At 59.9% G+C, this 14,412-nt stretch carries 14 protein-coding genes; 7 read left to right on the top strand and 7 right to left on the bottom strand.

What is annotated here, in order from left to right; genetic code table 11:
* On the top strand, positions 1 to 830 hold an 830-nt coding region (locus GSQ94_RS16280), incomplete at its 5' end, for an MFS transporter (RefSeq protein ID WP_158944915.1).
* Positions 831 to 899: 69 nt separating this feature from the next.
* Here GSQ94_RS16280 and mscL read toward each other — a convergent pair.
* The 5 genes from mscL to GSQ94_RS16255 all read right to left on the bottom strand — a co-directional run bounded on the left by mscL (position 900) and on the right by GSQ94_RS16255 (position 5,068).
* Positions 900 to 1,298, bottom strand: coding sequence for a large conductance mechanosensitive channel protein MscL (mscL, locus tag GSQ94_RS16275; RefSeq protein WP_158944914.1), 399 nt, complete (start codon positions 1,296 to 1,298; stop codon positions 900 to 902).
* A gap of 154 nt (positions 1,299 to 1,452) precedes the next feature.
* A complete protein-coding gene (locus GSQ94_RS16270) occupies positions 1,453 to 1,758 on the bottom strand; it encodes a permease (protein WP_158944913.1) in 306 nt (101 codons plus the stop codon).
* A 131-nt stretch (positions 1,759 to 1,889) separates the two neighbouring features.
* Entirely contained in the window at positions 1,890 to 3,758 is a 1,869-nt protein-coding gene (locus GSQ94_RS16265; protein WP_158944912.1) for a VWA domain-containing protein, read from the bottom strand.
* A 77-nt stretch (positions 3,759 to 3,835) separates the two neighbouring features.
* The gene (gene mtnA, locus GSQ94_RS16260) at positions 3,836 to 4,903 is read right to left on the bottom strand and encodes an S-methyl-5-thioribose-1-phosphate isomerase (protein WP_158944911.1); all 1,068 of its coding nucleotides are present in this window, start codon (positions 4,901 to 4,903) and stop codon (positions 3,836 to 3,838) included.
* A 12-nt stretch (positions 4,904 to 4,915) separates the two neighbouring features.
* Positions 4,916 to 5,068, bottom strand: a complete 153-nt coding sequence (locus GSQ94_RS16255; protein WP_158944910.1) for a hypothetical protein — start codon at positions 5,066 to 5,068, stop codon at positions 4,916 to 4,918.
* 189 nt (positions 5,069 to 5,257) lie between these two features.
* Between GSQ94_RS16255 and GSQ94_RS16250 the strand changes: the two genes are divergently transcribed.
* Positions 5,258 to 5,602 carry a hypothetical protein gene (locus GSQ94_RS16250; RefSeq protein WP_158944909.1) on the top strand — a complete coding sequence of 115 codons (345 nt, stop codon included), beginning with the start codon at positions 5,258 to 5,260 and terminating at the stop codon, positions 5,600 to 5,602.
* A 36-nt stretch (positions 5,603 to 5,638) separates the two neighbouring features.
* Positions 5,639 to 6,106, top strand: a complete 468-nt coding sequence (locus GSQ94_RS16245) for a cupin domain-containing protein (RefSeq protein ID WP_158944908.1) — start codon at positions 5,639 to 5,641, stop codon at positions 6,104 to 6,106.
* Positions 6,107 to 6,132: 26 nt separating this feature from the next.
* Here GSQ94_RS16245 and GSQ94_RS16240 read toward each other — a convergent pair whose 3' ends face one another.
* Positions 6,133 to 7,314 carry an L-rhamnose/proton symporter RhaT gene (locus GSQ94_RS16240; RefSeq protein ID WP_158944907.1) on the bottom strand — a complete coding sequence of 394 codons (1,182 nt, stop codon included), beginning with the start codon at positions 7,312 to 7,314 and terminating at the stop codon, positions 6,133 to 6,135.
* A 122-nt stretch (positions 7,315 to 7,436) separates the two neighbouring features.
* Between GSQ94_RS16240 and GSQ94_RS16235 the strand changes: the two genes are divergently transcribed.
* From GSQ94_RS16235 to GSQ94_RS16220, 4 genes are all read left to right on the top strand, one after another.
* Complete coding sequence (locus tag GSQ94_RS16235) at positions 7,437 to 8,168, top strand: (Fe-S)-binding protein (RefSeq protein WP_158944995.1); 732 nt, start codon at positions 7,437 to 7,439, stop codon at positions 8,166 to 8,168.
* A gap of 133 nt (positions 8,169 to 8,301) precedes the next feature.
* Positions 8,302 to 9,759 carry a LutB/LldF family L-lactate oxidation iron-sulfur protein gene (locus GSQ94_RS16230; protein ID WP_158944906.1) on the top strand — a complete coding sequence of 486 codons (1,458 nt, stop codon included), beginning with the start codon at positions 8,302 to 8,304 and terminating at the stop codon, positions 9,757 to 9,759.
* Complete coding sequence (locus tag GSQ94_RS16225; protein ID WP_158944905.1) at positions 9,749 to 10,420, top strand: LUD domain-containing protein; 672 nt, start codon at positions 9,749 to 9,751, stop codon at positions 10,418 to 10,420. Before GSQ94_RS16230 ends, GSQ94_RS16225 begins: the two co-directional genes overlap by 11 nt.
* 113 nt (positions 10,421 to 10,533) lie before the next feature.
* Entirely contained in the window at positions 10,534 to 11,739 is a 1,206-nt protein-coding gene (locus GSQ94_RS16220; RefSeq protein ID WP_158944904.1) for a TIM barrel protein, read from the top strand.
* A gap of 27 nt (positions 11,740 to 11,766) precedes the next feature.
* Here GSQ94_RS16220 and GSQ94_RS16215 read toward each other — a convergent pair.
* Positions 11,767 to 14,412, bottom strand: a 2,646-nt coding sequence (locus tag GSQ94_RS16215) for a ligand-binding sensor domain-containing diguanylate cyclase (protein WP_158944903.1), incomplete at its 5' end; no start/stop codon positions are given.

The following is a 14,412-nucleotide window of genomic DNA, read 5'->3' as shown; positions in this document are numbered from 1 at the left end:
GGGTGGCGCGGATGGCTTCGGGTGGCCAGCATGGGATGGCGCAATCGTTTTTCCAGGTGGGGGGCAATACTGGGTCTGCGATTGGGCCGCTGCTGGCGGCGTACATCGTGCTTCCACGAGGGCAGAGCGGAGTGGCGTGGTTTTCACTGGCGGCGCTGCTGGGGATCGTGGTGCTGCTGCGGGTGAGTGGGTGGTATAAGGAGCGGCTGGAGGATCTGCAGCAACGGCCTGTGAAGCATGAGGACACTACTATCACGCTGCCGCGAAGGCAGGTGATCTCTGCGATTGCTGTGCTGGTGGCGCTGGTGTTTTCGAAGTACTTTTACCTGGCGAGCCTGACGAGTTATTACACGTTTTACCTGATCGACCGGTTTCATGTGTCGGTGCGGAGTTCGCAGATTCACCTGTTTGTTTTTCTGGGTGCCGTTGCGGCGGGCACGTTGATTGGCGGTCCGGTTGGCGATCGGGTGGGGCGCAAGGTGGTGATCTGGTGCTCGATTCTTGGGGTGCTTCCGTTCACGCTGATGCTGCCGTATGCGAATCTGTTTTGGACCGGCGTGCTGAGCGTGGTGATCGGGTTTGTGATCGCGTCGGCGTTCTCGGCGATTCTTGTATATGCGCAGGAGCTGGTGCCGGGACGGGTGGGAATGATCTCGGGGCTGTTCTTCGGATTTGCGTTTGGGATGGGCGGGATTGGCGCTGCGGTGCTGGGGAAGCTGGCCGATGCTACGAGCGTCGTCTATGTCTACAAGGTGTGCGCGTATCTGCCGGCCATTGGTTTGTTGACGGGATTTCTGCCGAATCTGGAGCGCAAGCGCTTAAGGGTGTGATGAGCAGATTTTAAGGATAAAGAGCCCGGCGGAGGGTAGACCACTCGCCGGGCTCTTTTCTTTGCGGGGCTATACGGGCTGGGTGCAGAACTTGCAGCGCGTGGCCGGGATGGGGATGTCGCCGAGGCACTGGGGGCAGGGCTTGGTGGCGGGCGGTGTGGCGACGGCGGGATGAAACTTCTTGAGCAGGTACTGGGTGGGGATGACGAGGAAGAAGTAGACGACTCCGGCGATGAGGAGGAAGTTGATGATGGCGGTGAGGAAGTCGCCATAGAGGATCTCGCCTCCGTTGATGTGGCCTTTAAGGTAGCCGAAGTTGGGCTTGCCGATGATGGCGCCGAGGAGCGGGTTGATGATCTTCTCTGTGAGCGAGGTGACGATGGCGGTGAATGCAGCTCCGATGATGACGGCGACAGCAAGATCAATGACGTTGCCACGCAGAATGAAGTCGCGGAATCCTTTGAACATGAGGTCAGTCTCCTAAGGTTGATCGTGCCTGGAACCGTGTGATCGCTGCTCGTTCCGGTGGGGCGAGTATAACGCAGAGGGTTTTAGAGGATAGAGAAGATGGTTGATGAGGTGAATACGTGCCGCGAACCTGAGTTATGGGAACGCGTAAGGGCTACTGCGAGGAGGATATCCAGCGGGTGTAGGGGTAGAGGAGGAAGAAGAGGATCATGCAGAGGGCCATGAGGTCCATGTAGATGCAGAGGATGACGCCGGCGTGGTAGAAGCTCCAGCGACGCTGCATGCAACGGACGGTGTCGGCGGTGCCGGCGATGGCGAAGAGGACCGGGAAGATGAGGAGTGGGGTGGCGCGGTTGTGGGGGAAGTCGGAGAGCAGAATGGCGACGCCGAGGCTGAGGAGCACGAGGAGACTGCCGCGTAATAAAGAGCGGGAGTGCGGATTGAAGAGGGGAAGTTTCACGAAGGCGGTCTACCTCCAAGGATACGGGCGGGGTGGGTTTGGTGCCAGTTTGGGCGAGAGAGGGCTTGCCCGGGCACAGGAGGCAGAGGGGAATTTTGACGATGGCAAAGTTATTTGTAACGACTGCTGAGTTATTTTGGTGACGCCGGGGGCTGAGCAGATGTGGAGACGGCGATGGGGGCGAGGTTCTTTACTGCGGCGATAGGAACTTCGAGAGCCCCGATGCTGTTGCTGGTGAGGTCGTGGAGACCGATGCGGATGTAGTAGTCGCCCTTGAGGGGGACGCTGATCTCTTCGTGATAGGGGAGGCCCGACTGAAGGACGCGACGGTAGACCTCGGGTGAGAAGTTGGCCCGGACGGGGTTGTTTTCAACGTTGAGGAGGAGGCCGTTCTGATCGTAGAGGTAGGTGAGGAACTGAAGGTTGGCGTGGTAGATGCCGTCGGATGCCGGCTCGAAGTGGAGTGGGCCGGGGTCGGCGGCGATGTCGATGGAGTAGCGGCGGTAGGGGCCTTTCATGGGAGAAGAAGGGGTGAGGATGTTACCTTCGGCGAGTTGGTCCTCAGGAGTTGTGCTGGCGGGAAGGACGCGGGCCTTGAGGGTGATCTGCGTGGGGTCGGGAGCGCCGAACATCATGGCGACGCGCATGGGCTCTAACGGAACTGCCGCTGCGGCGGGGTTCTTTTTTGTCCTGCTCCCGGGCTGTGAATGTGCGTCGGAGCTGTCGGCGAAGTATCCGCGACGGTAGGCGAGATGAAGGCCCTGCTGCTGGAGGCTGACCTGAATCTTGCGGAAGTTGCCGTTCCATTTGGTGTCGTTGGGAGAGTAGGTGAGGGTGTAGTAGTGGGAGCCGGCGGCGATGGCTTTATCGACTGCGTCGACGAGGTCGTTGGTGTTGATGAAGGCGTGGCCTCCGCTGTCATCCGCCATTCGGAGCATGGTCATGTTTTCGCTGCCTGTGGTCAGGTGGAATTTTCTCTCGTCGGCGGCGAAGCGTTTAGGGTCGTCTACGTAGATGGCTGTGGACTGAGAGACGTCCATGTTGGGAGAGGTCATGGCTCCGCGGACGTCGATGGGATAGACGGCGACTTGTGCCTGGGCGAGGAGATTCGTGGTTTCTCGATACTCGTCTTCGGAGCCGGCAACGACAGAGAACGGGTCATTGATGGTGTCATCGGGCAGTACGTTGAGGGGGAACGAGCCAGAGAGCCAGATGAGATTTTTGCGGCCAGGGATGCCAGCAAGGTAGCGGGAGAGTTGATTGATGGCGTCGAGGGTGTATTTAGCGCGTAATTGTAACTGGAATGAGTCTTGCTTCGCGTCGAAGGCCTGAAGGTCGGCGACGATCTCTTTCATGAAAGCAGCTTGGGCAGGGTTCTGATTAAGTCCAGTGTTGTTGGTGAATTCAGTCATCTGATCTGCAGTTTTTATTGTGTTGCCGCCATCTGCACGATCGATGAGGGGGAAGTGCTTGATGTTTTTGTCGTCGATCGCGGCTTTGAGGAGATTGGGATCTGAGGTGAAGCTTTGAAGCAGCAGGAGTTTTGTGGTGAGGCCGAAGATCGCCATCGGAGCGCCGGGCTTTGCGGTCTTTATGTACTTGTGAAATTGATCGTGCAGATAGATCTGATCTGTGACGGGCGTGTTGAGGGTGTCAATAAGGAGAACGTTGATGGCGCCGTGTGCCTGAACGGGGGAGTAGTTGGAGAAGATGCCTGGGGGATTCACCGGCATGGGGGCGGCCTTCGCGGGGGAGTCGGTGTGTTCTTCGAATGACTTTACCTGTTGCGGGTGGCCGCTCTCTGAGAGGGTGAAGTCGCTGGCCTTCAGATCGCGGACGGGACTCTGGCTCTTGTCGGTGACGACTACATCGACGACGACAAGCTGGGTGCCGGTGTGGAGGGTTGAGCTGGCTTGCGCTGGCTGAGGGACTTGTGGGGAGGATTGGCCAAGAAGAGATGCCGAGGAGAGGAAGAACAGGAGGGAAAACTTGCTCAGCATGGGATCTCCGGTTGTGACCAAGACAGTTGAACACAACCGGAGAGGAGAGACCAGAGAGTTTCTTTATCTCAGGATAGCTAAACTGCTGTCAGCTCGGGTTCGGTTTGCTTTGCCATGGCCTGGATGGATTGGTTGTAGGGGGCGGTGAGGACGCCGCGCTCGGTGATGAGGGCGGTGACGTATTTGGCGGGCGTGACGTCGAAGGCGGGGTTCTCGATGGCTACGCCGTGCGGGGTCATCTGCTTGCCGTTGGAGTGGGTGACCTCGGTGGCGGCGCGCTGCTCGATGGGGATGAGATCGCCGTGGGCGGTGGCGAGGTCGAGCGTGGACCAGGGGGCGGCGACGTAGAAGGGGATGCCGTGCTCTTTGGCGAGGATGGAGACGCCGTAGGTTCCGATCTTGTTGGCGACGTCGCCGTTGGCGGCGATGCGGTCGGCCCCGACGATGACGGCCTGGATGCGGCCCTGGCGCATGAGTGCTGCGGCCATGTTGTCGCAGAGGACGGTGGTGGGGATGTTGTCCTTCATGAGCTCCCACGCAGTGAGGCGGGCGCCTTGAAGGAAGGGGCGGGTTTCATCGGCGAAGACGTCGATCTTGTGGCCGCGCTCGATGGCGGCACGGATGACGCCGAGGGCAGAGCCGTAGCCGCAGGTGGCGAGTGCCCCGGCGTTGCAGTGGGTGAGGACGGTGCCTTCTTTGGGGAGGAGCGATGCGCCGTGAGCGCCCATCTGCTTGCAGGCGGCGATGTCCTCGTCGTACATGCGGCGGGCCTTGGCTACGACAGCGGCTTTGATCTCGGGGATGGGGGCGTTTTTGGCGGCGAGCTGGTTGTAGAGGTTGCGGACCTCGTCGATGCCCCAGAAGAGATTGACGGCGGTGGGGCGGGTCTCGGCGAGGGTCTTGGCGATGATGGCGACCTCTTCGGTGAGGGCGGGGAGGGTGGTCGCGGTGCTGCGGTCGATGCCGATGGCGATGCCCATGGCGGCAGAGACGCCGATGGCGGGGGCTCCGCGGACGATCATGTCGCGGATGACGGTGGCGACCTGCTTGTAGTCGGTGGCGAGGACGTAGGTCTCCTCGAGGGGAAGCTTGGTTTGATCGAGGAAGTTAACGCCGGTGGGGAGCCATTCGAGGGTAGGGATCATGTCCCTTCTAGTTTATCGCGAATGGCCTGTGTGGGTGCGGATGTGTGGTCCGTAGGCGGCACGCGGGGCGTAGAAGCGCTGGCAGCAGCAGGTGCAACGGACGGGGCGGAGGGCGAGGAGGTTGAAGAACCAATCCCTGACACCGCGGTGATGGGAGCGATGCATGGACTCCGTGTTGCAGTGAGGGCAGAGTTTTCCGTTGGAGAAGAAGGGCTTTGAGAACATGAGGGTTCTATCGGCGGGATCTTCTTTACCGGTAGGGATTTTTTTGCGGGTAGGAGTGTTCGTGCTTTAACGGTGCTGAAACGGGAATGTGGCTGTTTTGGGTTTCTAATCCTGAGACGGAGGTGATTTGTGAGAAAAGACGGGGTTACGAAGTTTCTTCTGCTGGTGATTGCGGTGGCGCTGGTGGTCATCGCGGCGAGGCCGTACGTCGCACCTGTGACGGTGGCGGCTGAGTCTTCGCCTGCGCATGCGTTTTATATTGAACCGGGGGTGCAGATGTTGCGGTATCCGGAGGGGTCGGGTACTACGGGGCAGGTGTTTGGAAAGGTTGTGATCGATCTGCGGAGTGGGAAGATCTGGGGTTTTCCGACGGGGTCTACTGATCCTTATCCCTCTTATCCGCTGGATAATAAGCCGTCGGTCTCGAAGCCTTTTGCGCTGGGCAGGTATGCGTTCGAGGATACTGATAAGTAGGACCGGGACGCTAATCTAATTTGAAGTGAGGTGTCTATGGCGTTTGAGATCTTTCATTCGAAGAGCGGTGAAGGACAGGTAGTGAAGATTCCAGCGATTGGACTGGAGCTGACGGTGCGGCTCTCACAAGATGCTTCGGGTGGTTTGCTGAACGTGATGGATACGGTGAATGCCCCGGGATTCGGGCCGCCGCTGCATCGTCACCCCGAGGCGGAGGTGTTTCGGGTGATGGAGGGAGAGTACCTGTATGAGGTGGAAGGGAAGAGATTTCGCGTGGGTACGGGGGATGTTGTGAGCTTGCCGGGTGGTGTTGCACACACGTTTGTGAATGTGAGCGATCGTCCGTCGAGACAGCTGGTGATGCTGTTACCGGCGATCGATGCGCTGGCGTTTTTTACGGGACTGGGCGAGGTGCTGGGCGCGGGTACGCCGGATCGTGCGGCGCTGGCTGCTTATCACACGAAGTGGGGAATGGAGTTGCTGGGGCCGCCGATCAAGGCTTAGGGATGCATGATCGGCGGCTTGTTTTGTTATTGGGTAGTGATGGTGGTGGGGGACTCGTTGGCTTTGAGGTAGTTGCCGTAGCCTACGACGATGGTGGAGCTGACTAGCAGGATAAGGCCAGTGGCGACGAGGGTTTTGGTGCGGCGGCTGGTGCCGCGCCACTCTTTGAGGAAGAGACCCCAGAGGGTGGCGAAGATGATGATGCTGGCCATGTGGAGGGTCCAGCTGGAGAAGTCGTACTTGCCCATCTTGGTCTGACCCATGGAGTAGAAGAAGAACTGGAAGTACCAGATGACTCCTGCGAGGGCGGCGAAGATGTAGTTCTGAACGAGAGTCTTGGGGGCGAGGTGATCGTAGGTGGAGGGGTCGAGGGGGTCGAAGTCGACCAGGGTTTGACCGGAGGCGTGAGAGGCGCGCATAGGGTTGAGGCCGGGCTCGCCGACGAACTGTTTGATGGAGCCGTTTTTGAGGATGAGGATGGCGGACCAGATGAAGTTGGTGAGAAAGCCTCCCCAGAGTACGACGATGAGGATGGGGAGGTTTTGAAAGAGGTCGAGCTTGTTGTGGGCGAGAAGCTCGGTCTTGGCGAGGGCTCCGATGGGGGCGCCGGCTTTGAGGCCGAAGGCGAAGAAGGAGCTCATGATGCCGGCAAAGATGGCGACGGCCAAACCCTTGCCGAAGTTGTAGTCGGTCTCTCCGGCTTCGGCTTTTTCTTCGGGGGTGACTTCGCGCTCTTTGGAGAGGCCTGCGGCTCCGTTGACGGCTACGGCGATGAGACAGACGAGGACGCCGGCGAGGATGATCTGGCCGGAGGTTTCGTGCATGATGACGTGGATGGAGCCGTCGTAGATGGGCGGGATGAGGGTGCCGAAGGCGGTGCAGAGGCCGAGGGCGATGGCGTATCCGAGGGCGATGCCGAGGTAGCGGATGGCGAGGCCGAAGGTGAGTCCGCCGACGCCCCAGAGGATTCCCCAGAAGAGGGCGTAGTGAATGCTGGAGGCAGGCGCGGCGCGGAGGATGCCGAAGAGGTTGGGGACGAGGAGGCCGGCGAGGACGAGGGGCGCGACGATCCATGCGGCGAATCCCTGGATGAGCCAGTAGATCTCCCACGACCAGCGCTTGATGCCGCGGAAGGGAATGAAGTTGGTGGCGGAGGCGAATCCGCCGATCCAGTGATAGATGACGCCGATGAAAGGATTGGGTCCCACGAGGCCTCGTTCTGGTGAATGATGGTGGTGGTTCGGTTGAGCGGGTACTATCGTACCTGACGCGAGTTGCGTTGGGGAAATATACTCTCTATTGAAATTTGTTCCCGTTTGGGAGGTTCGGTCTGCGAGTTTCGTTTTTTATTACCTGCTATAACGACACGCTGTTTCCAGAGACGGGCAAGGCCGTGGTGCGGGTTCTGGAGCGGCTGGGGCATACCGTGGAGTTTCCTGCGGGGCAGACCTGCTGCGGACAGATGCACTACAACACGGGATACCAGGCGGAGGCGATGCCGCTGCTGTCGCGATTCGTTGCGCAGTTTCGCGGGGCCGAGGCGGTGGTGGTTCCTTCGTCCTCGTGTGTGGCGATGATGCGGGATCACTATCCGAAGATGGCGCTGGCGTTGAAGGATGAGCGGCTGATGGGCGAGGTGGAGGAGCTACTGCCGAAGGTGTTTGAGTTTTCGGAGTTTCTGACGAAGCGGCTGGGGCTGGAGGATGTTGGGGCTTACTATCCGCATCGAGTGACGTACCACGCGAGCTGCCATGGGCTGCGGAACCTGGTGCTGGGCGATGGGCCGATGCGGCTGCTGAAGGCGGTGCGCGGGATTGATCTGGTGGAGCTGCAGGGGCTGGAACAATGCTGCGGATTTGGCGGGACGTTTGCGGTGAAGAATGCGGACGTTTCAAGCGCGATGCTGGCGGAGAAGACGACGGCGGTTTTGAATACGAAGGCGGAGGCTTGCACGGCTTGCGATAATTCGTGCCTGATGCATATTCAGGGGGCTTTGCATCGGCAGAGGACAGGTGTAAAGACCGTTCACCTGGCGGAGATTTTGGCGGGGGGTGAGGGGTGATGGGAGTTACTTCGATTATTTTGCAGCAGCGAATATCGATAGAGGCGGTTCGCTTCGCGAATGCCCACTTTAGCGACGATAGAGCTGTCGCGAAGATGGGGCACCCGGATTTGTGGCTGAACGGAGTTGGGTTATGAGTGGAGTGGGGTTGGATCCACGGACGGCGCCTACGTTTCCGATGGCGGCGAAGGCCATGCTGGGGGATACGCAGCTGCGGAAGAATGTGCGGCATGCTACGGATGTGATTCAGGCCAAGCGCGCGCGGGTGGTGGCAGAGATGCCGGACTGGCAGCAGCTGCGCGAGGCGGGAAAGCAGATTCGCGAACATACGATGGCGCACCTGGATTTTTACCTGGAGGAGTTTGAGACGAACTGCACGCGCGCGGGCGGGGTGGTGCACTGGGCTCGCGATGCAGAGGAGGCACGGCAGATTATTGTCGGTCTGGTGAAGGCTTCGGGGTCGGACGAGGTCATCAAGATCAAGTCGATGACGACCGAGGAGATTCAGCTGAATACGGCGCTGGAGGCGGCGGGGATTCATCCGTTTGAGACGGACCTGGCGGAGCTGATTATTCAGCTGGGGGAGGATCGGCCTTCGCATATTGTGGTGCCGGCGCTGCATAAGAACAGGCAGCAGATTCGCGAGATCTTTCAACGGAAGATGAATCTGCCGGAGCTGGGGGAGAAGCCGGAAGATCTTGCGGATGCGGCTCGGATGTTTTTGCGAGAGAAGTTTTTGAGGGTGAAGACGGGGGTGAGCGGGGCGAACTTTTTGATTGCGGAGACGGGCGGCGTGTGCGTGGTGGAGAGCGAGGGCAATGGACGGATGTGCCTAACGCTGCCGGAGACGCTGATCACGGTGGCGGGGATCGATAAGGTGCTGCCGCGTTTTCAGGATCTGGAGGTGATGCTGCAGTTGCTGCCGAGGTCGGCGACGGGGGAGAGGATGAATCCTTATAACTCGATCTGGACGGGGGTGAAGGACGGGGATGGTCCGCGAGTGTTTCATGTGGTGCTGATGGACAATGCACGGACGGAGATTCTGGCGGACGGAGAGGCGAGGCAGACGTTGAACTGCATTCGCTGCGCGGCGTGCCAGAATGCGTGCCCAGTGTATCGGCAGACGGGAGGACATGCGTATGGGAGCGTGTATGCGGGACCGATTGGCGCGATCCTGACGCCGCAGCTGCAGGAGATGAAACATGCGCAGTCGCTGCCGTATGCGTCTTCGCTGTGCGGGGCTTGTTATGAAGTGTGTCCGGTGAAGATCAACATTCCGGAGGTGCTGATTCATCTTCGAAACAAGGTGGTGCAACAGAATACGGCTGGTGTCGCGGGGTTTTTCGATGTGGAGGCGGGCGCGATGAAGGCGATGGCGATGATCTTCCGGAGTGAGCGGAGGTTTCGTGCGGCACAACGGCTGGGGCGCGTCGTCGAGGGGCCGCTGGTGCGCAGGGATGGGAAGGGCGATGGGTGGATTGGATGGCTGCCGGGGCTGCTGGGCGGTTGGACGCAGGTGCGGGATCTGCAGGAGATGCCGAAGGAGACGTTTCGGGACTGGTGGGAGAGGCGAGGTAGCAATGGCAACTGATTCGGTTACAAGTTCTGCGCGGACCGAGATGCTGCGGCGAATTCGGGCTGCTATGGGCGGGGTGTCGGAGGCTGCGGCAGCGCGGAGGAGATGGGACGGGATTACGCGAGAGTATAGAAGTGCCGGGTTGCTTGGGCGGGAGGCGGTGCTGAAGCTGCTGGAGGATCGTCTGGTGGACTATGACGCGCGGGTGGTTCGTGTGGGGCCTGCTGGTGTTGCGCGTGAGGTCGCGGAGAGGTTGCGGGAGCGCGCAGTTCGGCGGATGGTGGTGCCTGGGGGATTGGAGGTTGGGTGGCTGCCGGGTTCGGTGGAGGGAGTTGAGTTCGTGGTGGATACGGGTTTGCCAGTGTCGGAGTTGAATGAGTTCGATGGCGTGATGACCGGGGCTACGGTGGCGATCGCGGAGACTGGGACTGTCGTGCTGCAGAACGTAGCAGGCGAGGGAAGACGTGCCGCGACGCTGGTGCCTGACTATCACCTTTGCGTGGTGAGGGCGGAGGATGTGGTGGAGACGGTGCCGGAGGCGATGGCTCGGTTGCAGGAGACGGCGGCGGTGGCGACTACGTTTGTCTCGGGGCCTTCGGCGACAGCGGATATCGAGATGACGCGGATCAAGGGAGTGCATGGGCCGCGGTTTCTGGACGTGATTCTGATTGTTTGAAGCACGGCAAAAATCTCTTTGACAAATGCCGGAGGAAGGAGCAATCTGCTCTTGTTTCAATAGGGAGTATATTTCTGCTTTGTAATACAGCGAAGCTCGCGAGGGATTGAGAGATGGGAAACAACGGGGCAGGGGTGGCGGAGCGGGATGCACAGCGAGTGTACGAGGCGCTGAATGGATTTCGGATTGAGGTTCCCTCGTGGGGGTTTGCGAATACCGGGACGCGATTTGGAAAGTTTGTCCAGGGTGGGGCTGCGACGACGATTGAAGAGAAGTTCAGCGATGCGGCGCAGGTGAATGCTCTGACTGGAGCGAGCCCTACGGTGGCGTTGCATGTGCTGTGGGATCTGCCGCATGGGGTGGCGGATGTTCCGGTGATCCGGGCGCTTGAAAAGAAGTACGGGATGAAGAGCGGGTCGATCAATCCCAATCTTTTTCAGAGTGCAGAGTACAAGTACGGCTCGATTGCCAATCCCAGCGCGGAGGTTCGTGCGATGGCGCTGAAGCATCTGCTGGATTCTGTAGAGATTGGGCGAGAGCTTGGGTCGAAGGATGTGTCGTTGTGGATCGCGGATGGATCGAACTATCCGGGGACGCAGAGTATTCGCAAGCGCATTGGATGGATGGAAGAGGTGCTGGGGGCGACGCACGCCGCGCTGGGAGAGGGGCAGCGGATGCTGGTGGAGTACAAGCCTTTTGAGCCCGCTTTTTATCACACCGATATTGCGGACTGGGGGATGGCGCTGGAGCTGGTGCGACGGTGCGGGCCGAAGGCGAAGGTGCTGGTGGATACGGGGCATCATGCGCAGGCGACGAACATCGAGCAGATTGTGACGTGGCTGCTGCATGTAGGGGAGCTGGGTGGGTTTCACTTCAACGACCGGAAGTATGCGGATGATGACTTGACGCTGGGTTCGATCGATCCTTACCAGGTGTTTCGAATTTTTCATGAGATTTTGAGCGCGGAGGCGACAGAGCGTGAGGATGTTGCTTTCATGATCGACCAGAGCCACAACCTGAAGGGCAAGGTGGAGGCGATGGTGCAGACCGTGGTGACGGCGCAGGAGCTGTTTGCAAAGGCGGCGCTGGTGGATCGGGCGAAGCTTGCGGAGTTACAGCAGGCGTGCAGGCTGGTGGAAGCGGAGGAGTGCTTCCGGAGCGCGTTCTGGCAGGATGTGCGACCGGTGGTAAGGGAGTGGCGGATAGCTCGGGGGCTGCCGGCGGAGCCTTTGAAGGCGCTGGCAGAGGGTGGATACGTGGAGAAGATTACGCGCGAACGAGCGAGCAAGAATGCCGGGAGTGTGTCGAGCTACGCGTAGGGATGCTCGCGCGGCTTCAGGGCCTGTCTATAAGGGTGTTGAGGAAAGGCTGTTGGGGAGATCGTCTTGCAGATCGCCTGGCTGTGATGTCTGCGAGTGGAAGACGATGCGGTTGCGTCCTGAAGCCTTGGCGAGATAGAGGGCTTCGTCGGCGCAGCGGATCATGTCTTCGATGCTGATGGATTCGAGGCCGGCCCATGCTGCTCCGAAGCTGGAGGTGACGTGGATGGATTCTTCCAGGTAGAAGAATGGTACCTGCGAGATGGAGAGCTGGAGCTTCTCGAGGCGGGCGGGGGGATCGCCTTCGGGCAGTCCAGGCAGGACGAGGAGGAACTCTTCTCCGCCGTAGCGGCCGATGAAGTCCGAGGGGCGGATGTTCTGGGCCATGCGACGCGCGGCGTTGCTCAGGATGAGGTCTCCGGCGAGGTGGCCGAGGGTGTCGTTGATCTTTTTGAAGTGGTCGATGTCTGCCAAAACGACGGCCAACGGCGTGTTCTCGCGACGGGCGTGGTCCATCTCGCGTTGAAGGATATCGAGGATGGCGGAGCGGTTCCACAGGCCGGTGAGAGCGTCGTGGGTGGCCTGATAGTGGAGAGCTTCGCGGGTAGTGAGCAGCTCACTTTTTTCTGCTTCGAGTTCACTGGTGCGCTGTGCCACCAGCTTCTCAAGCTGTTGCTGACGGCGGGTGAGTCTTCGATCGCGCAGACGCGAGAGGTAGAGGCAGAGGAGAAGAGAGAGGATCGCGAGAAAGATGTAGAAGGTTACTGTTCGCCACCAGGGAGGCCGGATCGAGACGTCGAAGGAGATGATGGCGGATTGCTGCTGTTGATCGGGGTCGATTGCCTGGACTTCGAAGCGGAATTTGCCGGGCGGCATGGCGGGATAGTGAAGGTGATGGGATGCGGTCTGGGTCCAGGAGGGTTCGAGCCCGAGGAGGCGATAACGGAAGAGCGTGGAGCCCTGCCGATCGTAGTTGAGCGAGGTGAATGCGATGTCGAGGGGAGCGTCTCGCCAGCGCCAGACGTCTTTGTTAGACGTAAGGTTGAGAGAGCGAGCGCCTAGCGTGGCTGACTCGATCATTACCTGAAGAGGGGCCTGGGTGAGGAGGTGCTCCGGGTGGAGGAGATGGACGGCACCGCCGTTGACTCCCAACCAGATGGAGCCGTCAGGGTCGGCTAAGAAGGCCGCTTCGTTGATGTCGTTGGAGACGATGCCATCGCGCTGGGTGAGGAGCTTCCAGTTGAAGCCGTTGAAGACGTTGACGCCGACGTCAGTTCCGACCCAGAGCCAGCCACGTTGATCGAAGTGAACGAACTGAATGTCAGTGGAGACGATCTCCGGCGAGGTGAGAGAGGCGAGGAGATGGCTTTGTGAGCCTTCGATGCGGAGATGCAGGAGTGAGGGAAGGCCGCCGCCGATCCAAAGTGTGCCGTCCGATGCGACCGCGATGCCGCGCATCTGACCTTGAATGAGGGATGGGTCGAGGGCGATCTCGGTCCATTGTTCGGGTTTATCGTGCTGGCTGGGGGAGAGGCGATAAAGGTGATGGTCGGAGATGAACCATAGCGTGCCATCCAGGCCTTCAGTTGCATTGGCGAAGGCATCGGTGGAGACGGGCTGGCTGGTTACTTTTTCGGGATTGGGCGCGGTGACAGGATCTTTGACGACGTAGAGGCCTTCGCGAGAGAGGAGCCAGATGCGGTGAGAGGAGTCCTCGAAGATTCTGGCGACTGTGGGCAGCTTTGCAACCTGGATGAAGCGCTGGGTGACGGGATCGGAGTGGAGAAGCTGGCCGTCGAGATTGACGATCCAAAGGGAACCGTCGGGGGACTGGGCGAAGCCGTTGGTCTTCTGGAAGGGAGCTGATGGAAGAATTTTTACTGCGAGGATGCGGTGTTGCGCTTGGTCCAACTGGCTTACCTGCACCTCGTCTCCGAGCCAGAGGTGATTTTGCCGGTCGCGAAAGAAGGTCCAGACGATGTCGTTGCCGAGGCCCTGTGAGGTAGTCCAGTTTTCCACCTCGTCGTAGCCGAGCCAGCGGTGGAGACCGTGGCCGCGACTGCTGAACCAGAGGGAGCCGCTGCGGTCGGAGAGGATCGTACTGATGTCGGAGAAGTCGATGCCGTTGGTGCGGTCGAAGAGCCGCCAGTGGTCACCGTCCCAACGGGCGATGCCGGTTGAGGTTTGCGTGAACAGGCGGCCACGCGGATCTTCGGAGAGGGTGAGGATGCCGGATCCGCCAAAGGTTCCGAGGTCTTCCGGGGTGATGCTGCGGTCCGAGAATGTGGCGGCTCCCGGCGCAAGGTAGCGGATGTGTTGATTGTTCCTTATCCACAGGCCATTTTGGCGGTCGCGAAAGATGACTCGCCACGGCTCGGCGGGGATGCCTTGAATCTCGCCCAGAACTTCGATGTGGCTTCCGCTTACGTGGCATAGCTGCTGGGCGCAGCCGAGCCAGAGAGTTCCGTCACGGTCGGCGAAGACATTGTGCAATTGGGAGAGTTGCGGGTGAGCGGCGATCTGTTGTGCGTTGAAGTAAGGAGAGACGGACCAGTTTTGCGGATTGCCGTTGGACTGGGATTGAGCTACCAGCAGGCTGCCGTTGTTGCGGAAGAGGATGTGGTGGGGGTCGAGAGAGGTGAGGTTCTGGCCTGCGAGGAACTGCGCATCGTT

This window comes from Granulicella sp. S190 (assembly GCF_009766095.1).
Classification (GTDB): Bacteria; Acidobacteriota; Terriglobia; order Terriglobales; family Acidobacteriaceae; genus Edaphobacter.
This window is presented reverse-complemented; position numbering and strand designations above follow the sequence as displayed.